Annotated in this window: 19 protein-coding genes, 1 tRNA gene and 1 pseudogene; 17 read left to right on the top strand and 4 right to left on the bottom strand. The window is 73.2% G+C overall.

Annotated features, from left to right (window positions below; genetic code table 11):
- The first annotated feature begins 18 nt into the window (after positions 1–18).
- From AC067J_RS25325 to AC067J_RS25290, 8 genes are all read left to right on the top strand, one after another.
- On the top strand, positions 19–255 hold the full coding sequence (locus tag AC067J_RS25325; protein ID WP_478302775.1) for a hypothetical protein: 237 nt from the start codon (positions 19–21) through the stop codon (positions 253–255).
- 291 nt (positions 256–546) lie between these two features.
- Complete coding sequence (locus tag AC067J_RS25320; RefSeq protein ID WP_478302773.1) at positions 547–1047, top strand: tRNA adenosine deaminase-associated protein; 501 nt, start codon at positions 547–549, stop codon at positions 1045–1047.
- 57 nt (positions 1048–1104) lie between these two features.
- Positions 1105–1614: a tRNA adenosine(34) deaminase TadA gene (gene tadA / locus AC067J_RS25315; protein WP_478302771.1), complete on the top strand. Its 510-nt coding sequence runs from the start codon at positions 1105–1107 to the stop codon at positions 1612–1614.
- A gap of 137 nt (positions 1615–1751) precedes the next feature.
- Positions 1752–1841, top strand: a tRNA-Ser gene (locus AC067J_RS25310).
- A 483-nt stretch (positions 1842–2324) separates the two neighbouring features.
- Positions 2325–2465: a hypothetical protein gene (locus AC067J_RS25305; RefSeq protein WP_199839657.1), complete on the top strand. Its 141-nt coding sequence runs from the start codon at positions 2325–2327 to the stop codon at positions 2463–2465.
- 61 nt (positions 2466–2526) lie between these two features.
- Complete coding sequence (locus tag AC067J_RS25300) at positions 2527–2820, top strand: Dabb family protein (RefSeq protein ID WP_478302769.1); 294 nt, start codon at positions 2527–2529, stop codon at positions 2818–2820.
- A gap of 380 nt (positions 2821–3200) precedes the next feature.
- The gene (locus tag AC067J_RS25295) at positions 3201–3983 is read left to right on the top strand and encodes an RNA polymerase sigma factor SigF (RefSeq protein ID WP_478302865.1); all 783 of its coding nucleotides are present in this window, start codon (positions 3201–3203) and stop codon (positions 3981–3983) included.
- Positions 3984–4174: 191 nt separating this feature from the next.
- The gene (locus AC067J_RS25290) at positions 4175–5167 is read left to right on the top strand and encodes an RNA polymerase sigma factor SigF (protein ID WP_478302767.1); all 993 of its coding nucleotides are present in this window, start codon (positions 4175–4177) and stop codon (positions 5165–5167) included.
- A 65-nt stretch (positions 5168–5232) separates the two neighbouring features.
- Here the strand turns inward: AC067J_RS25290 and AC067J_RS25285 are convergent, their stop codons facing one another.
- The gene (locus AC067J_RS25285) at positions 5233–6141 is read right to left on the bottom strand and encodes a tyrosine-protein phosphatase (protein WP_478302765.1); all 909 of its coding nucleotides are present in this window, start codon (positions 6139–6141) and stop codon (positions 5233–5235) included.
- Positions 6142–6556: 415 nt separating this feature from the next.
- Here AC067J_RS25285 and AC067J_RS25280 point away from each other — a divergent pair, with 415 nt between their 5' ends.
- The 8 genes and pseudogenes from AC067J_RS25280 (at position 6557) to AC067J_RS25245 (ending at position 16979) form a co-directional block, all read left to right on the top strand.
- Positions 6557–8944, top strand: coding sequence for a hypothetical protein (locus tag AC067J_RS25280; RefSeq protein WP_478302763.1), 2388 nt, complete (start codon positions 6557–6559; stop codon positions 8942–8944).
- Positions 8945–9049: 105 nt separating this feature from the next.
- Complete coding sequence (pelF, locus tag AC067J_RS25275; protein ID WP_478302761.1) at positions 9050–10555, top strand: GT4 family glycosyltransferase PelF; 1506 nt, start codon at positions 9050–9052, stop codon at positions 10553–10555.
- Between the two features lie 37 nt (positions 10556–10592).
- Positions 10593–12125, top strand: a complete 1533-nt coding sequence (locus tag AC067J_RS25270; protein WP_478302759.1) for a hypothetical protein — start codon at positions 10593–10595, stop codon at positions 12123–12125.
- A gap of 87 nt (positions 12126–12212) precedes the next feature.
- Entirely contained in the window at positions 12213–13205 is a 993-nt protein-coding gene (locus tag AC067J_RS25265) for an SDR family NAD(P)-dependent oxidoreductase (protein WP_478302757.1), read from the top strand.
- A 71-nt stretch (positions 13206–13276) separates the two neighbouring features.
- Positions 13277–13984: pseudogene (locus tag AC067J_RS25260) on the top strand (nucleotidyltransferase family protein); the annotation flags it as partial.
- A gap of 137 nt (positions 13985–14121) precedes the next feature.
- Positions 14122–15027 carry an NAD-dependent epimerase/dehydratase family protein gene (locus tag AC067J_RS25255; protein WP_478302755.1) on the top strand — a complete coding sequence of 302 codons (906 nt, stop codon included), beginning with the start codon at positions 14122–14124 and terminating at the stop codon, positions 15025–15027.
- Positions 15024–15725: a spherulation-specific family 4 protein gene (locus AC067J_RS25250; RefSeq protein ID WP_478302753.1), complete on the top strand. Its 702-nt coding sequence runs from the start codon at positions 15024–15026 to the stop codon at positions 15723–15725. The genes AC067J_RS25255 and AC067J_RS25250 overlap by 4 nt, the downstream gene beginning before the upstream one ends.
- Before the next feature lie 213 nt (positions 15726–15938).
- The gene (locus tag AC067J_RS25245; protein WP_478302864.1) at positions 15939–16979 is read left to right on the top strand and encodes an endo alpha-1,4 polygalactosaminidase; all 1041 of its coding nucleotides are present in this window, start codon (positions 15939–15941) and stop codon (positions 16977–16979) included.
- A 42-nt stretch (positions 16980–17021) separates the two neighbouring features.
- Here AC067J_RS25245 and AC067J_RS25240 read toward each other — a convergent pair whose 3' ends face one another.
- Positions 17022–17216, bottom strand: coding sequence for a hypothetical protein (locus tag AC067J_RS25240; protein ID WP_478302752.1), 195 nt, complete (start codon positions 17214–17216; stop codon positions 17022–17024).
- A gap of 221 nt (positions 17217–17437) precedes the next feature.
- Here AC067J_RS25240 and AC067J_RS25235 point away from each other — a divergent pair, with 221 nt between their 5' ends.
- Entirely contained in the window at positions 17438–18403 is a 966-nt protein-coding gene (locus tag AC067J_RS25235; protein ID WP_478302750.1) for an aldo/keto reductase, read from the top strand.
- Between the two features lie 88 nt (positions 18404–18491).
- Here the strand turns inward: AC067J_RS25235 and AC067J_RS25230 are convergent, their stop codons facing one another.
- Entirely contained in the window at positions 18492–19598 is a 1107-nt protein-coding gene (locus tag AC067J_RS25230; protein ID WP_478302748.1) for a C40 family peptidase, read from the bottom strand.
- Positions 19595–20869: an SPFH domain-containing protein gene (locus AC067J_RS25225; protein WP_478302746.1), complete on the bottom strand. Its 1275-nt coding sequence runs from the start codon at positions 20867–20869 to the stop codon at positions 19595–19597. Before AC067J_RS25225 ends, AC067J_RS25230 begins: the two co-directional genes overlap by 4 nt.
- Between the last annotated feature and the right edge of the window lie 89 nt (positions 20870–20958).

Below are 20958 nucleotides of genomic sequence, written 5' to 3'. Positions count from 1 at the left end.
CTGGGAAAGTCACGTCTTATGACGAGCAACCCGAACAGCGGGGACGGCTCGGCGGACGAGGCCGCGACCTCGTCGGGCGGCCGTTTCAGCCCGCCTCCGGACCACCCGGAGACCGAGGCGGAACGCCGCAAGCGGCGTGCCGTCTTCCTGCGCGAGCTCACCGAGGCGCGCGAACTGCGCGAGCGGGTCCAGCCCCGCCGGACCAAGGAGCGTCGGATGCGCGAGGCGATGCGGATGCGAACCTTCCGGATCTGACAAGCCCTCCACGGCTTCTCCACACTCCTCCTCCCGCCCCGTCGCCCGTTCGCCGTCCGGCAGCCAACCCTTCCGACACGACCTGCAAAGACGCGCTGCAGAACACCCCCCGCAGAGCCGGGCTTTCTGTCACGATTCCGATGGGACGGTCCGAACAGCGGACCGCCTCTGGCGCGGGGGCGGCCAGTTCCGCGTTGCCCGAGAGCGCCGACAGCCGAGACCGAGATCTTGGGAGTGTCCCTGGTGGCGTACTTCGCTGCAGTGCTTGCTCGCACCGAGGACGGGTGGGATGTGAGCGAGACGGAACTCGACGCCGTCGAAACCCTCGCCGATCTGGCCGACCTGGCCCGCGAGGCGACCCAGGACGACGACAGCGTCCTGGTCTTCATCGAACAGGAGGACGCCTGGTTCGCCATCGTCCGGGTGGACGGCGAGGAGGACCCGCGGATCTTCGTGTCGGACGGCGCCGCCGCCGCCCGCAGCTCCTACGGCTCCGTCCTCACCGACGAGCTGGTCGACCAGGCCGGGGAGAGCGAGTTCGGCGACCTCGACAACCTGGTCGCCGAGCTGGAGGAGGACGCGGAGGCCGAGGAGCAGGACGACGACGAGGAGGCCGGCGTCCGCGGCGGCGTCCCGGTCGGCCCGCTCGGCGACGCCCACCTGCTGACCGAGTTCGGCCTCGCCGCGGACGACCTGCTCGCCCTCAGCGGCGAGGGCGCGGTGCCGGGCGACGCCCTGGAGGAGATCGCCGAGGCGCTCGGCTGCGGCGAGGTCCTGGAGGCGGTCCGGTAACGGTCCGTGTCCGCCGCCCGGACGGCCGGACGGCCGCCATGCCCGACACTGGATGCCATGCAGTCCGCCCGCCCGATCCCGCCGCTGCCCGCCCCGCTCCGCCCCGACCCGGTCCGTGACCGCTGGGCGGCGCCGATGCGCCTCGCCATCGCCGAGGCCGCGCTGGCGCCGGCCACCGGAGACGTCCCGGTCGGGGCGCTCGTCCTCGACCCCGGGGGCGAGGTCCTCGGCCGCGGCCACAACGAGCGCGAGGCCGTCGGCGACCCGACCGGCCACGCCGAGGTCGTCGCCATCCGCCAGGCCGCCGGGAAGCTCGGGGAGTGGCGCCTCGCCGGCTGCACCCTGGTCGTCACCCTGGAGCCCTGCACCATGTGCGCGGGCGCGATCGTGCTCTCCCGGATCGACCGCGTGGTCTACGGCGCCCTCGACGAGAAGGCCGGCGCGGCCGGCTCCCTCTTCGACGTGATGCGCGACCGCCGGCTCAACCACCGCCCCGAGGTGATCCCGGGGGTCCTCGCCGACGAGTGCGGCGCGCAGCTCCGCGCCTTCTTCGACGGCCACCGCTAGAACCACCGCCGGACCCCCGCCAAACCGCCGCCGGGCACCCCGACGGACGCCCCCGCGCACCGCGCGCGCGGACCGCCGCCGACCCTCCCCCGATACGGATTTCGTGACGGCGCCACCCGTCCGGTAGAGTTCCCCTCGGTAGCGTGTCCGAGCGGCCAAAGGAGCACGCCTCGAAAGCGTGTGTGGGGGCAACTTCACCGTGGGTTCGAATCCCACCGCTACCGCCAGAAAGCCCGAGGGCCCGTCCGGAAGTCCGGACGGGCCCTCGGCGTTTCCGCGCACCCTCATACGCGGAAAGGGCTCCGCACCCGGGGGCCGATGACCACCAACGCCCGGTCGAGTACGGAGCCTGGAAGGGGGGAGCGGCTCGGGGGGACTGACCGCTCCCCCGGCGGAGTCCCACAACCGGGAGTCGCTTCGGGGGGAAGTCGCGACACCCGGTCCCACAGCGGGGAGCTCCGGATCCACGCACCGGGGATTCCTGCCAGATCCTCGGTACGTCAACCATCCTGCCGCCCGATCCGCGGGCGGGCATCCGGAGAAAGGCCCCAGTCGCGGGGACCTTCGTCCCGCCGGGTGAACGCGTCGCACACCTGATAGGCCGTCCGGGTGGATAAGCTGCCCACTGCAGAGGACCGCTCGGGGACCGGATGGCGGCGGCCCACAGCAGGGAGGAAGGTCACCGGATGGCGCAGGCGAAGAAGATCGGAATGGTCCTCCTGCTCATCTTCGTGCTCTACACGATCATCACCTCGCCGGCCCGCGCCGCCGAGCTGGTCCAGTTGGGCTTCGAAGGCATCTCGAACGCCGCCAAGGCGATCGGCACCTTCATGACGGGGCTGGTGAAGTAGCCGCGGCCCCACCGGCTACGGTGGGCCCCGACCTCCACCCCCGTCCGCGAGGAGCGGCATCGTGATCCGGCACCTGGTCCTGTTCAAGCTCAACGAAGGCGTCGGCAAGGACGACGCGCGCGCGATCGCCGGCGCCGCGGCCTTCGCCGAGCTCGGTCCGGTCGTCCCCGAGCTCCGCGAGTGGGAGTGCGGCTGGAACACCACCGAGCGCGACATCGCCTACGACTACGCGATCAACAGCCTCGTCGAGGACCGCGAGGCCCTGCAGGCGTACCTCACCCACCCGGCCCACCAGGCCGCGGCCGGGCAGTGGCGCGAGTTCGCCACCTGGGTGATCGCCGACATCGAGGTCTGAGCCCGGAGGACCGTCCGGACGCGCCCCCGGCGCGTCCCCCGGACGGCCGCGGCGCCCCGCCCGGAGCCCGGGCGGGGCGCCTTGCTCTGTCCCGGAACGATCCCCTCGCCGAGCCTCCGGCGGGCCCGGTGAAGCCCCAGCACAGCACCAACACACCTCCACGCGGTACTTGCCCGACGTGCGCCCGCCTTGTGATGCTATGACCGGTTTTGCCGGACATCGCGAGGTGGTGCACGAAACCCGACGACACCCGGTCCACAGGTCTCACCGTTGTCGACTTTGGGAAGGGTGACGTGCCCGTGCGGACACCAGGGAGCGCGCCGGACGACGAAGTACTGGCCTCCGTGATCAGCCCCGCCGGCGAGCTCCGGCCCGACGGCCTGCGCGGCCCCGGCGGCCGACCGGCGGTGGACGTCCGGACCCTGACCCGGGTGCTCTTCGAGCGGCTCGCCGAACTGCCCCCGGACGCCCCCGAGCGGGAGCGGGTGCGGGCCGCGCTGATCGAGGTCAACATCCCGCTGGTCCGGTACGCCGCCACCCGCTTCCGCAGCCGCAGCGAGCCGATGGAGGACGTCGTCCAGGTCGGCACGATCGGCCTGATCAACGCCATCGACCGGTTCGACCCCACCCGGGGGGTGCAGTTCCCGACCTACGCGCTGCCGACCATCCTCGGCGAGATCAAGCGCTACTTCCGGGACAACGTCCGCACCATGCACGTCCCGCGCCGGCTCCAGGAGCTCTGGGTCCAGGTCAGCGGCGCGATGGAGGAACTGACGGTGACGCACGGCCGGGCCCCCAAGGTGCCGGAGATCGCCGCCAGCCTGCGCATCCCCGAGGAGGACGTCCGGGCCTGCCTGGATGCCGGCCGGGCGTACAACGCGGCCTCCCTGGAGGCCGCGCAGGAGCACGAGGGCGGGCTGGCCCTGCTCGACCGGCTCGGCTACGAGGACTCGGCGCTGGCCGAGGTGGAGCACCGTGACATGGTCCGCCACCTGCTGGTGCAGCTGCCCGAGCGGGAGCGACGGATCGTCATGCTGCGGTTCTTCGCCAACCTGACGCAGTCGCAGATCAGCACCGAGCTTGGGATGTCCCAGATGCACGTGTCCCGGCTGCTCTCCCGGATCCTGACCAGGCTTCGGACCGGCAACTCCTGGGAAGACTGACCGTCACAATCCCCGGCAGAACGGGGCGAAGCGCCGCGCAACGGCAGGATCGCTCCGCGTTACCGGCGCGTGACGTCTTGCGACCCCCTGGTTTGCCGGAGACCGTGTTCCGGTATGGAGGGGGAGGACCCCGCTCGGGAACCGCCGGGCCGGGGCGCCCGTTCAACTGTCAGTCACAAGGGGGTGGGTGCATGTCCGGAGAGCTGGGCACTGCGGAGATCCACGCTGGTCAGGCCCAGGGCGCGACGGTCGCCGTCGACCGGTTCCCGTTCCGGCGGGACCCGGCAGCGCCGCCCGGCGCCGAAGCGCCGCCGCCCCCCGGCGGGGCGGGACCGGCGACGCCCGCGGAGGCCGCCACCGGAGCCGTTGCGCAGGAGGCCCCGGATCCGGCCGCGGAGGCCGCCACGGCCCAGTCCGGCTCCGGGCTGGACACCCGGACGCTCTCCCGCTCGCTGTTCCTGCGGCTGGCCGCCCTGGAGCCCGGCAGCACCGAGCACACCTACGTCCGCGACACCCTGATCGAGCTCAACCTGCCGCTGGTCCGGTACGCCTCGGCCCGGTTCCGCAGCCGCAACGAGCCGATGGAGGACATCGTCCAGGTCGGCACGATCGGCCTGATCAAGGCGATCGACCGGTTCGACCCGGAGCGCGGGGTCGAGTTCCCGACCTTCGCGATGCCGACGGTGGTCGGTGAGATCAAGCGCTTCTTCCGGGACACCAGCTGGTCGGTCCGGGTGCCCCGGCGGCTCCAGGAGCTGCGGCTCGCGCTCACCAAGGCCGGCGACGAGCTCTCCCAGCGGCTGGACCGCTCCCCCACCGTGGCCGAGCTGGCCGCCTGCCTCGGCGTCAGCGAGGAGGACGTGGTCGAGGGCCTCGCGGTCGGCAACGCGTACACCGCCAGCTCGCTGGACTCCAGCCCGGGCGAGGAGGACGGCGACGGGCCGCTGGCCGAGCGGCTCGGCTACGAGGACCTCGCGCTGGAGGGCGTGGAGTACCGGGAGTCGCTCAAGCCGCTGCTGGCCAAGCTGCCGGCGCGCGAGCGCCGGATCATCATGCTGAGGTTCTTCGGCAACCTCACCCAGTCGCAGATCGGCGAGGAGATCGGCATCTCCCAGATGCACGTCTCCCGGCTGCTGACCAAGACCCTCACCCAGCTCCGCGAGGGCCTGATCAGCGAGGGGTGACACCGGCTCCCGGCGCGGCGGCGCGGCCGACGGCCCCGCCGGGCGCCCGGGCCGTCGGCCGCGCCCTACGGCTCCAGCAGGTTGACCCGCAGACCGGCCAGCACCTCGTCGTCCAGCCCGAGGCCGTCCGCCCAGAACGCCTCGAAGCCGGACCAGCCGGCCTCGACCTCCTCGAACGCCGCGTCCAGGTAGCCGCGCTCGGCCCGGAAGACCGGCAGCAACAGCTCGGGCTCGCTCATCAGCCCGCGGGCGCGGAAGCCCTCCACGATCGAGGTGACGATCGCGGCCGAGCGCTCGTTGGTGAGCAGGTAGTCGGCGTAGACCGTCTCCCGGTCCACGCCGAGCGCCGTGAGCAGCACCGCCGCCGTCCAGCCGGTGCGGTCCTTTCCGGCCGAACAGTGGAAGAGCAGCGGCGCGCCGTCCGGTGCGGCCAGCAGGCGCAGGACGGCAGCGAATCGTTCGCGGGCGATCCGGTCGGTGACGAACCAGCGGTAGAGGCCGGTCATCATCGCGCCCGCCCGGCCGTCACCGAGCAGGGCGCGCTGCTTCTCCGGACTGCGATCGGCGAGCGCTTCGCGCAGTGCCGCGTAAATGTCGAAGTCGACGGCGAAAACCGGCAGGTGATGGAGGGTCATACCGTCGGGGGCGGCGCGTTCCACCATGATCGGAGTGGCCGAGCACTCGGTCGCGGAGATCACCGCGACCGGCAGGCCGGGGACCCGGTCGGGGCCCGCCTCGCGGACCTCCTCCAGGCTGCGCAGGTCGACGACCTGCCGCAGGCCCAGCCCGGCCAGCAGGCCCAGGTCCTCGCCGGTGAGCCGGTTGAGGCCGTCGCTGCGCAGTGCGACACCGGACCGGAGCACCCGGCCGTCGACCGTCGGGTAGCCGCCGAGGTCGCGGGCGTTGACCGCGCCGAGCAGGCCGAGGCTGCGGGCGGCCGGGAAAACGACGGTCTCGGTCTGCTGCTCGGTCACGCGGCGGCCTCCATTGGATATTCGGACGGTGACGTGGCACAACCCTGCGCGATATTGCATGAACCTGCCCACTGAAACGCCAGGACGTGCGAGAGTGTGACGCGCAACGCCGCCAGTGTAGGGTCCCCCTCGCCCGCCCGGACGGCACGGTGGGTGAGCAGCGGTAACGCTCAGGCTCCGGGTTTTAATTTTTAATTGATTATTTGCGCAGCCGGTGCGGTTCCGGCCACAATCAGCGCTTTCATGGCCCAACCATGAACGTTGGTAACAGATTCGCTGCACTCCTGCCCATTTGGTCCCACCTGGAACGGAGTCTCCACCAGGATGGGCGCCGGGCAGCCTGCTGCCCGCGAACAGCGACAGGGCAGGTGAGCGCCGAGCAGCGGAGCGCCCTGCCCAGGGGAGGAAAGACAACATGGGTCGAGCGACCCGAAGAGTTGCCGCCTGCGCGGCAGCCGTTCTGCTGGCCGGTGGCCTGCAGTCGTCCCTCGCGCACGGTGCCACCACCACGCCCCGGATCGACCTCACGGTCCTGGTCATCAGTGACGGCGGTCCGGCGACGGCGGCGATCGCCGCCGAGCTCAAGAGCCAGGGCACCCCGTACAAGCTCGTCGATCTCAACGACGCCAACCGCCCGGTGATCGACGCCGCCTTCCTCAGCGACACGCTGAACGGGCAGCCGCGCGGCAAGTACCAGGGCATCGTCCTGCCCAACGACAACCCGTTCGCGGCCGGCTCCGCCGAGATGACCGCGATCGCCGCGTACGAGGCGGCGTTCAACGTCCGCCAGGTCGACGCCTACACCTACGCCCGGCCCGAGGTCGGCCTGAACTGGGCCGTCGACCCGGGTTACATGGGCACCCTCGACGGCCACCAGGGACAGGTCACCGCGGCCGGTCTGAGCGGGCCGTTCGGGTACCTCAAGGGCTCCGTCCCGTTCGAGGACAACGACCCGGCCGTCTCCGAGAGCTACGGCTACCTGGCCACCCCGCTGGCCACGCTGCCCGCCGGAGCGAGCTTCACCCCGCTCGTCGAGGTGCCGATCCCCGGCAGCACCGCCAAGGGCTCGCTGGTCGGCGAGTACAGCCACGACGGCCGCAAGGAGCTGGTCGTCACCTTCGTCTACAACCAGTACCAGCAGCAGTACCGCCTGCTGGCCCGCGGCATAGTCGACTGGATAACCCAGGGCGTCCACCTCGGCTACGACCGCAACTACTTCGCGGCCCACGTCGACGACGTCTTCCTCGCCGACGACCGCTGGGACACCGTCCTGAAGTGCACCCCCGGTGACGTCACCTGCCCGCCCGGCACCCCCGAGACGGCCAACCCGATCCGGATGTCGGTCGCCGACGCGCAGTACGCCAAGCAGTGGCAGACCGCCAACAACTTCACCATGGACATGGTGTTCAACGGCGGCGGCAGCGAGGACTGGAAGGCCGACCACGAGACCACCACCGACCCGGTGGTGGACCAGATGATCGCCGACCAGACCAGCTACCGGTGGGTCAACCACACCTACACCCACCCGTACCTGGGCTGCCTCCAGGACGTGTCGGTGGTCCCGTGGAAGTGCACCAAGGACGGCGCGGGCAACACCGTCTGGATCGACCAGGCGACCATCAACGCCCAGGTCAAGAACAACCTCGACTGGGCCGCGGCGCGCAACCTCACGCTGGACAAGACGGAGCTCGTCACCGGCGAGCACTCCGGCCTGCTGACCGCCCCGCAGGAGACCAGCGACAACCCCTTCCTGGCGCCCGCACTGGCCGCCAACGGGGTCAAGTGGACCGCCAGCGACGCGTCCCGCGAGGCCGCCCAGCGGTCCATCGGCTCGGGCGTGCTGACCGTCCCGCGCTACCCGATGAACGTCTTCTACAACGCCGGCACGGCGAAGGAGCAGACGGACGAGTACAACTGGATCTACACCAGCGCGGCCAACGGTGGCAGCGGCGTCTGCGAGAACAACGCCAACTCCACCTGCCTGCCGACGCCGCTGGACGTGAACACCGGCTACCTCTCGTACATCGTTCCGCTGGAGGCCCGGATCGACCTCGGCCACGTGCTGAGCAACGACCCGCGGCCGCACTTCATCCACCAGTCGAACCTGGCCGAGGACCGGATCGTCTACCCGGTGCTGGAGCGGATCCTCTCCACCTACCGCTCGCTGCACGCGGACAACACCCCGATCGTGAACCTGGCGCAGAAGGACCTCGGCGTCGAGTTCCAGCGCCGCGCGGCCTGGAACACGGCGATCACCGCCGGCCAGGTCACCGCCTACCGGGTCGGCGACACCGTCACGGTCAACGCCCCGGCCGGCGTCCAGGTCCAGGCGACCGTGCCGACCGGCACCGTCCAGAAGCTCGCGATCGGCACCGCCGCGTTCGGCACCGCCTACGCCGGCGCGCTCTCCGGCTGGGTCAAGCCCGGCCAGCTGCAGAGCGGCGTCCAGCTGAAGCTGCCGGCCGCCGCCACCCCGGCCTCGGCTCCTGCCGCCGCTCCCGGCGTCGCCGCCAAGTCGGTCACCGCACCGGCCCCGAGCGACACCAAGATCGTCCCGCAGGGCACGGCGGACGCCGTCCCGGCCGGCCCGGGCGACACCGACCGCACCGACGCGCCGACCCTGGTCCCCGGAAGCGGGGCCCCGGTGGCCGGCAAGGGCGCGGCCACTGGTACCACTGCTGGTAGCACGACCGGTACCGCCGGGAAGGCAGCCGGCAAGGGCACCACCCAGCAGCACGGCAAGGCCTCCGGGGGGAAGGCCGAACCCGCCAAGAAGACCGCCGGCCAGTCCGGCACCCGCTAGACAGGTGACCCGGTGGCGGGCCGGTCCTCCCGGCCCGCCACCGGAACCACCCGACCCGGCCACCACGGCCGGGTGCTTGACGCAAGAACAGGAGGGGGGACAGAGATGCGCGTCACCCTGCTCACCGAGGGGACGTACCCGCACCAGCACGGTGGTGTCAGCGTCTGGTGCGACCAGCTCGTCCAGGGCATGCCGGACGTCGACTTCGACATCATCGCCGTCACCGGAACCGGCCACGAGCCACTGGCCTGGGAGCTGCCCGCCAACGTGCGGTCCGTCACCACGGCACCGCTCTGGGGCCCGGCCGCCGACGGCCGGGCGCCGCGCGGCAAGGAGATGCGCCGCTTCCTCAACGCCTACGAGCGCTTCCTGCACTCCATCCTGGATCCGGTCTACACCACCCACTTCGGCACCGAGCTGTACGGCTTCGCCGACCTCGCCCGGCGCGGGCTGCTCAGCCCGGCGCTGCGCAGCGAGCGCGCCCTGCGCACCCTCCAGCACGTCTGGACCCGCGACTACCTCTCCACCGCCGTCTCCCGGCCCACCCTGCACGACGCGCTGAACGCCACCGACCTGCTGGAGCACGCGCTGCGGCCGCTCTCCGCCGAGCCGCCCCGCGAGGGCGTGGCGCACGCCGCGAGCGGCGGCCTCGCCACCCTGCCCGGCCTGATCGCCTCCCAGCAGTACGGCGTACCGTTTCTGCTCACCGAGCACGGCATCTACCTGCGCGAGCGCTACCTCGGCTACCGCACCGGCCCGTACCGCTGGCCGGTCAAGGCCCTGCTGCTCGGCTTCTACCGGATGCTCGCCGAGGAGAGCTACCGGCGGGCCGCGCTGGTCACCCCCGGCAACCGGTACAACCGGCGCTGGGAGGAGCGCGGCGGCACGCCCTCCGCGCACATCCGGACCGTCTACAACGGCGTCGACCCGGCGGCGTTCCCGCCCGCCGGGCCCGAACCCGAGACCCCCACGCTCAGCTGGGCCGGCCGGGTCGACCCGATCAAGGACCTGGAGACGCTGATCCGCGCCTTCGCGATCGTCCAGCGCGAGATACCCGAGGCGAGGCTGCGGCTGTTCGGCGGCACGCCCAAGGGCGGCGAGGCGTACCGCGACGGCTGCATAGCCCTGGCCGCCGAGCTCGGCATCGCCGACTCGGTGGCCTTCGAGGGCCGCGTCGCGGACATCACCGACGCGTACGCGGCGGGGAACGTGGTGATGCTCTCCTCGATCAGCGAGGGCTTCCCGTTCACCCTGATCGAGGCGATGTCCTGCGGCCGCTCCACCGTCTCGACCGACGTCGGCGGTGTGCGCGAGGCGGTCGGCGACACCGGCCTGGTCGTCCCGCCGCGCGAGCCCGAGCCGATGGCGGCGGCCGCGATCGAGCTGCTGCGCGACCCGGAACGGCGGGCCCGGCTCGGCGAGCAGGCCCGGCTGCGCGTCATCGAGCAGTTCACGCTCCGCCAGAACATCGACGGCTTCCGCGGCATCTACACCGAGCTGCTGGGCACCTCCCGCTGGCTGCCGGAGGGCGTGGTCGCCGTCACCGACGGCCCGCCGGACCCGGACTGGGAGCAGCCGTCCGAGCACGAGCGCAGCGAGGTCACGGCATGAGCGAGTACACCGCCGCCGAGTGCAGCGAGGTGGGCGCATGAGCGGTCCCCTCCGCCTCGTCCCCGACGAGGCCGGACCCGACTGGGCCGAGCAGACCGTGCAGCTGCGCACCCTCCCCCCGCGGGGGCGGCGCCGTCCGGCCCTGCCCGAGCAGCGCCCCGAGCCGGCCGAGGACGCGCTCGACCTCTCCCCCGACCCGCTGGACGAGCTCGCCGAGCGGCTGCGCGACGTCTGCGCGGACGCCGTCCACCCGTACGAGATCGCGGCCTTCCTGGAGTCCGACGGCCTGTCCGACGAACAGGCGGCGCTGCTGTACGGCCGCCCCGACTCCTTCACCGTCGCCGCGGAGCTGTTCGAGAAGGTCGAGCGCCGCTACCCCGGCCCGAGCGCCGAGTTCGCCAACCCCTGGCGGGCCGACCCCTGGCGCTGCGTCGTCCGCGGCCTGGTGTTCGCCCTGCCCGGCCTCGGCTACCTGCTCGGTGCCAACCTGTTCGCCGCCGACCGGATGCGGTTCGGGCTGCCCTCGGGCATGCTCGCGCTCTCCGTCGCCACGCTGGTCAGCTGGGCCTGGAACCAGGCGCTGGCGCACCGCGCCTACGCCTGGCTCGGCCGGGGCCGGCGCCGGTCCGCCGGGTCCTGCCTGGCGATCGGTGCGCCGCTGGGCGCGCTGGTCGCGGCCACCTCCGGGTACGTGGTCGGCGGGCCGCTGGGCGCGCTCTGCTTCGCCGCCGGGCAGTCCGGCTACCTGGCGGCGGCCACCGTGCTGCTGGTGCTCGGCCGGGAGAAGTTCCTGCTGCTGGCGCTGGCGCCGTCCGCGGTCGGCGCCGGCGTGGTGCTCGCCGTGGACGTGCCGCAGATCGTCCGCACCTCGGTGCTGCTGGCCTCGCTCGGTCTGGCGATCGGCCTGGCCGCCAGGGAGCTGGTGCGCTGCCGGCGCGGCGACCCGGAGCCGGTGCCATTGCGGCTGCCGCTCGTCAAGGAGGTGCCGCACCTGCTGTTCGGCCTGGCGGTCGGCACCCTGACCATGATCGCCGGCCTCGGCGTCACCGTGCACGAAGCGGTGCGCACCGGTGCCGCCGAGGGCGCCTCGGCCAGCCCGACGGGGCCGGCCATGATCGCCCTGACGCTCAGCCTCGGCCTGGCCGAGTGGCTGCTGTTCCGGTACCGGGCGATGGCGGTGGCGGCGCTGCGGACCAGCCACACGCCGATCGAGTTCGTCCGGCGCACCGGCGGCGTGCTGCTCGGCTGCCTCTTCATCTACCTCACCACCGTGGCCGCCCTGGACGCCGCCGCCACCGTGCTCTGGCCCGGCGCCCCGGCGCTGGGCGTCCCGGAGCTCGGCGCGCTGCTGCTGCTCGGCGGCTCGCTCTGGCTGGCGCTGCTGCTGAACGCCTTCGGGCTCAGCTGGAGCACCGCCCTCATCTGTCTGGCCGCCGCGGGTGCCGAGTGCGCCGGGCTGCTGACCGGTGCGGACCCGACCGTCCTGCAGCTGATCGGCTGCGGGGCCGCGGCCGCGGTCCTCACCGCCATCGCCGGGCCCGTGCTCGGCCGCACCACCAAGCACCGCTGAACGACCCCGGCCGGGTCACCACACCGTTCACACACCCGGCCGGGTCCGAGCAAACAAGTCCCCAGAGAGAAGAAAGCGAATCACCGCATGAGCAGCGTCGCCGTCACCGGAGCCGAGGGCTTCATCGGCTCCCACCTCGTCGAGGCCCTGGTGGCCGACGGCCATCACGTCCGCGCGATGGTCCAGTACAACTCGTTCTCGTCGTTCGGCTGGCTGGAGACCCTCTCCAAGGAGGTGCTGGACTCGGTCGAGATCGTCCTCGGCGACGTCCGCGACCCCGGTTCGGTCAACGGCCTGGTCAAGGGCACCGAGGCGGTCTACCACCTGGCCGCCCTGATCGCGATCCCGTACTCGTACCAGGCACCGCACTCGTACATCGAGACCAACGTGACCGGCACCCTCAACGTGCTGGAGGCGGTGCGCCACCTGGACATCCCCCGCCTGGTGCACACCTCCACCAGCGAGACCTACGGCACCGCGCAGACCGTGCCGATCTCCGAGGACCACCCGATCAACACGCAGTCCCCGTACGCCGCCTCCAAGGCCGGCGGGGACCGGCTGGCCGACAGCTACCACGCGAGCTTCGAGACGCCGGTCGTCACGCTGCGCCCGTTCAACACCTTCGGCCCGCGCCAGTCGATGCGCGCCGTCATCCCGACCGTGATCGCCCAGCTGGCCGCCGGCGAGACCGAGATCACCCTCGGCGACCTGCGCCCGACCCGCGACTTCATGTTCGTCAAGGACACCGCGCTGGCCTTCCGCACGGTCGGCACCGCCCCCGCCGAGTCGGTGGTCGGCCGGACCTTCAACGCCGGCACCGGCGGCGAGATCTCGGTCGGCGACCTGGTCGCCCTGGTCGGCAAGCTGATGGGCGTCGACGTCACGGTGAAGGAGGACGAGCAGCGCATCCGTCCGACCAACTCCGAGGTCATGCGCCTGGTCGCCGACGCGACCCGGCTGCGCGCCGCCACCGGCTGGGCCCCGGCGTACTCCCTGGAAGAGGGCCTGGAGCAGACCATCGAGTTCTTCCGCGACCCGGCCAACCTGGCCCGCTACAAGACCGACATCTACAACGTCTGACCCAGCCCGCCTTCCGTCCGCTCCCGGCATCGAAGGCCCCTTGTCGCACCGACTTCCGTGGGGGAAACACCATGCACGCAGTGATCCTGGCCGGTGGTAAGGGCGTCCGTCTCCGCCCGTACACCACTGCGCTTCCCAAGCCGCTCGTCCCGATCGGCGACCAGCACGCGATCCTGGAGATCGTGATGCGCCAGCTCGCCGCCGCGGGCTTCAAGACCGTCACCCTGGCCATCGGCCACCTCGGCCACATCATCCGCGCCTACGTCGGCAACGGCTCCCAGTGGGGCCTGCGGGTCGGCTACGCCGTCGAGGACAGCCCGCTCGGCACCCTCGGCCCGCTGCTCACCATGCAGGACCGGCTGCCGGAGCACTTCCTGGTGATGAACGGCGACGTCCTCACCGACCTGGACTTCGCCGGGGTGCTCAAGCACCACGAGGCGTCCGGGGCGCCGCTGACCATCGCCACCTACGCCCGCCAGGTCAAGATCGACTTCGGTGTGCTGACCACCGAGTCCGGCTCGATCACCGGCTTCCAGGAGAAGCCGACCATCGACTACCGGGTCTCGATGGGCGTGTACGGCGTCTCGCGCTCGGCGCTGGCCAAGTACACCCCGGGCCTGCCGCTCGGCTTCGACGAGCTGGTCCTGGACCTGCTCGCCGCGAAGACCCCGCCGGCCGCCTACGAGTTCGGCGGCTACTGGCTCGACATCGGCCGCCCGGACGACTACGACCGGGCCAACGCCGAGTTCACGCTCAACCGGTCGCTGCTCCTCCCGGGCGAGGCCGCCGAGGGCCTGTACGCCGTCCCGAGCGGGCAGGAGCTGCCGATCCCGGCCGCCCGGACCGCCCCGGACGCCACCGCCGACCAGCCCGCCCCGGTGGGTCAGGCCGGTTCCGAGAACGACGGACGGGCCGCGTGAGAATCCTGCTGCTCGGCGCCGACGGCTTCCTCGGCCGGCACGCCGCCGACGTCCTGCGGTCCCTGCCCGGGGCCACCGTGCTGACCGCCGGGCGGCGGCCCGAGCACGACCTGCGCCTCGACCTGGCGACCGCCCAGGCCGGCCCGCTCGGCGAGGAGCTGGCCGCGCTCGCCCCCGACGCGGTGGTCAACTTCGCCGGCGCGGTGGCCGGCAGCGCCGTCAAGCTCGCCGAGGTCAACGCCCGCGGCCCGGCCGTGCTCTGCGAGGCGCTCGAACAGGGCGCCCCGGAGGCCCGGCTGGTGCACATCGGCTCGGCCGGCGAGTACGGCGTCTGCGCCCCCGGCGGTTCGCTGGCCGAGGACGCCGACGCCCGCCCGGTCGGCGTCTACGGCGCCACCAAGCTGGCCGGCTCCCTCGCGGTGGCCGGCTCGCCGCTGGACGCCGTGGTGCTGCGGGTGTTCAACCCGGTCGGCCCGGGGGCCCCGGCCGGTTCGCTGCCCGGCCGGCTCGCCGCCGAGCTGCGCCGGGCCGCCCCGGACGGCGCCGGAGGGGTGGTGAAGGTCGGGGACCTCTCGGCCCACCGCGACTTCGTCGACGCCCGGGACATCGCCCGTGCGGTCGGCCTCGCCGTCACCGCCCGGGGCGCGCTGCCCCGGGTGCTCAACCTCGCCTCCGGAACGGCCAGGCCGGTCCGGGCGATCGCCGACGGCCTGGTCGCGGCGGCCGGTTTCACCGGCCGGATCGACGAGAGCGGCGCCGGGTCCGAACGGTCCGCGGCCGTCTCCTGGCAGCAGGCCGACGTGTCGGCCGCCGCCCGGGTGCTCGACTGGCGGCCGGAGACCGGTCTCGACGAGACGCTGCGCGACCTCTGGCTCTCCACCGAACCACTGGTCTCCGCATGACCGGCGCAAGCCACCACGACGGCCGCCTGCTGGTGCCGCTGTACGTCCACCCCGCGGTGGACCCGGCGGCCTGGCAGGCGGTCGCCGCCGCCGACCCGAAGCGGATCGCCGCCGTCGTGCTCAACCTCGCCGACGGCCCCGGCGACCCCGACGGCGTCTTCGCCGAGGCCGCGGAGCGGCTCCGCGAGGCCGGCCTGCCGCTGCTCGGCTACGCCGACACCGACTACGGCCGGCGGCCGCACGCCGCCGTGGTGAACGACATCCTGACCTACCGTCAACGGCACGGCATCACCGGCGTCTACCTCGACCAGGTGTCCACAGCGCCGGGCGCCCTGCCGCACTACCGGCGCCTCGCCACGGCGGCCCGGGCCGCCGGCTGCGCCACCGTGGTGTTCGGCCACGGCGACCACCCCGACCCGGGGTACGCCGAGGTGGGCATCGCCGACCTGCTGGTCACCTTCGAGGGGGACTGGGCGGCCTACCAGTCGCTCACCCTGCCGCTCTGGACCGGCCGGCACGCCGCCGCCCGGTTCTGCCACCTGGTCTACGACGTGCCCGCCGAGCGGGCGCGCGAGGCCGCCGCACTGATCGCCGCCCGCCGGGCCGGCGCGGGCTGCGCGGTCCCGGGCTCCGGGGAGAACCCCTGGAGCACGCTGCCGCACGACCTGAGCGCCCCCGACCTGGCGTCCCCGGCGTGACACCGGCGGTCCCGCACCGCCGACCGCGCGCCGCCGGACCGGCCGCCGCCGCATCGACCACCCGCGGACCGGCCGCCGCCGGCCCGACCACGAACCGATCGACCGTCACCGACCTGCCCGTCGCCGAACGGACCTGACCCGACCCGGAGTTCGAGCACCGTGACCCGCCGTACCCGGCCCCTGCTGGCCGCCCTCGCCCTCGCCACCACCCTGCTGGCGACCTCGTGCAGCAGCTCCGGTCCGGAGGACGAGGACGATCCCTCGGCCGACGCCACCGGCGCCCAGCCCCCGGCAGCCACCGCGGCCCCGGTCCCGGGCAGCCCGACCACGCCGGCCGACGCCTCGTCGGCCCCGGCCGAGACCCCGGCCACCACTCCGCCCGCGCCCGGCACCCCGACCGGCACCACCGCACCGGGAACCCCCGGCACCCCGACCGGCACCGCCCCGGGAAGCCCGACGGGCACGCCCGGCACGCCGACCGGCACGACCCCGGGCACCACGCCGGGCACACCGCCCGGCACCACCACCGGAACGCCCAACGGCACCGCGAACGGCGCCCGCTGGCAGCCCACCCCCGGCCTCGCCTGGCAGTGGCAGCTCGGCGGCGGCGTCGACCAGTCCGTCGACGTCCCCGTCTACGACGTCGACGGCTTCGAGACCGACGCCTCGGTGGTCGCCGCGCTGCACGCCAAGGGCCGCAAGGTGATCTGCTACATCAACGCCGGTTCGTGGGAGGACTTCCGCCCCGACTCCGCCGCCTTCGCCAAGGCCCTGCAGGGCTCCGGCAACGGCTGGAAGGGCGAGAAGTGGTTCGACATCCGCAAGCTCGACCAGCTGAAGCCGCTGATGGCGGCCCGCTTCGACATGTGCAAGCAGAAGGGCTTCGACGCCGTCGAGCCCGACACCATCGAGGCGTACAACCAGAACAGCGGCTTCCCGCTGACCGCCGAGGACCAGCTCCGCTACAACCGCATGCTCGCCTCGCTCGCCCACGAGCGCGGCCTGGCGATCGGCCTGAAGAACGATCTGGAGCAGATCCCGGCCCTGCTGGCCGACTTCGACTTCGCCGTGAACGAGGAGTGCGCCGAGTTCGACGAGTGCGCCCGCCTGTCCCCCTTCATCAAGGCGGGCAAGGCGGTCTTCCACGTCGAGTACAAGCTCGGCACCGAGCGGTTCTGCGCCCAGTCCAAGGCGCTGGGCCTCAGCTCGATGCAGAAGAAGCTCGAACTGGACGCCTGGCGGAAGCCCTGCTGAGGGAGTAGGGCTGCCTGGCCGCCAGGCATTCCACCACGAGGGTTACTTGACCGCCAGCCAGATGACGGCACCCACCACGACCAGGGCGACGACGGCGACCAGCGCGATCACGCCGGTGCGGTTGCCGCTGGTGCCGTAGGTGTTGACGGATCCCGGCGCCTGGGGTGCCGGGGTCTCGTCGACGAAGGCCCGGAACATCTGGGTGCTGCCGGCGGGGTCGTAGTCGTTGTCAGCCATGGCACGGACTCTAACGAATCCCGGGACCGGGCCGACACCCCGGTGTACCCTCCCGCGACCGCCCGGGCACCCGTCCCGGTCCGGCGCCGGTCCGGCCGGTTCCCACGCGGCCCGGACCGGCGCCGCCCCACACCGGGCCCAGCGCTACGGGCGTGCGAATAGCCTGTGAAGTCTGCCCGGACCGCGGAATGCCCACCCACCCGATCCGGTTGACTCGGATCATGACCGGAATCCACAGCGACGCCCCCCGTTATGTGCGGCTCGGCACGTCCGACCTCTCGGTGTTCCCGATCTCCCTCGGCGGCAACGTCTTCGGCTGGACCGCCGACGAGGCGCAGTCCTACGCCGTCCTCGACGTCTACGCGGAGGCCGGCGGCAACTTCGTCGACACCGCCGACACCTACTCCTCCTGGGTGCCCGGCAACGCCGGCGGCGAGTCCGAGACGATCATCGGCAACTGGCTGCGCAAGCGCGGCAACCGCGACTCCGTGGTCATCGCCACCAAGGTCGGCCTCCACCCCGAGGCCCGCGGTCTGAGCGCCGCCAACATCAAGGCGTCCGCCGAGGGTTCGCTGCGCCGCCTCGGCGTCGACCACATCGACCTCTACTACACCCACCAGGACGACGACACCCCGGTGGAGGAGTTCGTCACCGCGCTGGACGAGCTGGTGCGCGAGGGCAAGGTGCGCGCCGTCGCCGCCTCCAACATCGGTGCGGAGCGGCTCGCCGAGGCCCTCGCCTTCGCCGAGCGCGAGGGCCTGGCCAAGTACGCCGCCGTCCAGCCGCACTACAACCTGGTCTCGCGCGGCACCTTCGAGGGCCCGCTGGCCGACGTGGTCGCCGAGCACGGCCTGGCCACCGTGCCGTACTACGCGCTCGCCTCGGGCTTCCTCACCGGCAAGTACCGCCCGGGCGGCGAGGGTGTGGACAGCGCCCGGGCCGAGGGCGCCAGCCGCTACCTGGCCGACGCGCGCGGTCCCAAGGTGCTGGAGGCGCTGGACACGGTCGCCGCCGAGCAGGACGCCGAGCCCGCCTCCGTCGCCCTGGCCTGGCTCGCCGCCCGCCCCACCGTCGCGGCCCCGATCGCCAGCGCCCGCACGGTCGGGCAGCTCCCGCCGCTGCTGGCCGCCGCCGCGCTGGAGCTCACCCCGGCGCAGACCGCCCTGCTGGACGCCGCCTCAGCCTGAGCGCCGCGCCCCCGGCGGCACGGAGGCTGTGGACGGACCCGCGCGGGGCAGCGGGGTCCGTCCACAGCCTGTGGACAACGCGGCCGCGCTACGGCCTTCCGAAGTGGGTCGGGCGGAAGCCGCTGCTGATCGTCGACACCCGGACCGTCTTCCCCGGCCGCGGCGCCTCGACGAACTTGCCGCCGCCCAGGTAGATCCCCACGTGGTGGATGCCCGAGGCGCGGCCGCTGTCCGACCAGAACAGCAGGTCGCCGCGGCGCAGCTGGCCCGCCGTGATCGGCGTGGTCGCCGCGTACTGGTCGTCGGCCACTCGCGGCAGGTTGATGCCCGCCCGCCGGTAGGCCTGCTGCACCAGCCCCGAACAGTCGTAGCCGGAGGGGCCGTTGCCGCCCCAGACGTACGGTTTGCCGAGCTGGGCGAGCGCGTAGTCGAGTGCCGGCTCCGGCTTCCCGGAGGCCTGCCCGCCGTCCTGGGCCGGGCGGGTGGCCGGTTTCGCGGGCGCCGGCGCCGGGCCGCCGCCGGACTGGCCGGTGCGGCTCAGGTAGACGTCGTAGTGGCTGGTGTAGCGCCACTCACCGCTGCCGTTCTTGAACCAGTACTTCGAACCGTCCCAGCCCTGCCGCGTCCCGGAGGAGCCGGTGGCCGCGCCGTTGGAGACGATCGCCTTCCCGCTGGCACCGGTCGCCGAGCCGGCACCGGCCCCGGATCCGGCCTGGGCCGTCCCGCCGGAACCCCCCGTGCCGCCGGTGCGGCCGGTACGGCTCAGGTAGACGTCGTAGTGGCCGGTGTACCGCCACTCACCGCTGCCGTTCTTGAACCAGTACTTCGAACCGTCCCAGCCCTGCTTGCCGGGCGCCGCCTGCGCGGCCCCCGCGCCGGCGGTCAGACCGACCACCCCGGCGCCGGCCAGCACGGTGGTGGCCAGACAGGTGCTGCGGACCGCGCGGTGTATTCGCCCGCCGCCGGACGGCTCCGCCGTACGCGCGGTGCGCGGCCGGGCCGCGCAGTCCGGGCAGACGCAGCCCACGACCGCCGGGCCGCTGCCGAGGCTCTCCTCGAAGCCGATCAGCGCCGCGTCCGCGTCGAGCGCGAACCCGGAGCCGGACACCGGCTCGGCGTCGAGCGCCGGCTCGGCGTCGAGCGCGTATCCGGAGTCGAGCGCGAATCCGGCGTCCGGGCCGGTGGCTATCCTCATGCCGGTCGTCCTTCCTTCCGCCCGGCCCGGACGGCCGGGGACGGTACCGAGGCGGCCACTCCGGCCGGGGCTACGAAGGCGACCAGCAACTGCTCCATCAGCGCGCTGCGGGCGGCCTCGTCCAGCTCGTGCGCGGTGGCCCGCTCCAGCCGGCGGACGGCGAGTGCCGCCGCCTCCACCGCGTCGTCCACCAGCACCGTGCGCAGGCCCGCGTCCAGGTCGGCCAGCCGGCGGCGGCGCATCGACTCGGCCACCTCCGGCGCGTAGTCCAGCGCCAGCGGCTGAGCCGAGTACACCTCCAGCCCGGCGGGGGCGACCTCGGCGGCCAGCGCCCGGGTCAGCTCGTCGGCGAACCACTGGCCGTCACGCAGCGCGGGCCCCGGGGCGGCGTTGCTGTCGCACGGCAGCGTGGACGCGGTCCGGGTGAGCACCGCCTGGACCTGCTCGCGCAGGTAGCTCTCGTGATCCTCGATCGCCAGCATCGCGCGGGCGGTGTCCTTGACCCGCCAGACGATCAGCAGCCGGACGACGATCGGGGTGCCGGTGCGGTCGACCACCTTCACCGGCTCGCTGCGCCAGTGCCGCAGCCGGACGTCCACCCGGCGGCGGCGCAGCAGCGGGTTGACCCAGACCAGGCCGGTGCGGCGGACGGTGCCCCGGTAGCGGCCCCAGCGGGTCAGCACCCGGGTCTCACCGCCCGCGTTGGCCAGCAGTCCGGCGAGCGCGAGGACCACCAGCAGCCCGGCGGCGGTGACGGCGGCCACCGAACCGGTGGTCACCTCGACCGTGCCGCCGGCCTTCACGGCGGCGGTGCGCAGGTCGGGGAGTGCGTCCCAGTGCGGAATGACGCCGTCACGCAGCAGCACCAGCAGAACGGCCGCCGTGCCGACCAGCAGCCCGAACAGGGCGACCCAGCCGGGCAGTGCGGCGGCGGCGTGCTCGCGCAGCGCCTGGTCGGCGCGCGGGGGCCGGCGCGAGGTGACGGCGGCGGGCGCGCCCGCCGGGAGCACATCGAGCTCCACCGCTCCGCCCGGCTCCGCCGGCTCGGCCGTCTCCAGCGGATCGCGCAGGTCGACCGGGGTGCCGGCCGGTCCGGGGACCAGCGCCAGCGGGGTGGTGGCCGGACCGTTGTCGGCCGGCATGGCGGGCTTGGGCGGCTTCGGCGCCTTGGCCAGCGGACTGGAGCCGGAGGCGGAACGTTCCGGCAGCGCCGGGGTGAGCGCCTTGGGCGGGTTGTCGGGTCGCTGCGAAGAATCGCGGGTGACGTCCATGCACGGATCCTCAGGTTCAGTGTGTCGCGCAACGGGCGGCCCGGATCTGACGGGCAGTGCCAGAGTCAGGCTAAGTTCATACGTCATCA

The sequence above is a fragment of the Kitasatospora sp. NPDC042419 genome (assembly GCF_056437345.1).
This window is presented reverse-complemented; position numbering and strand designations above follow the sequence as displayed.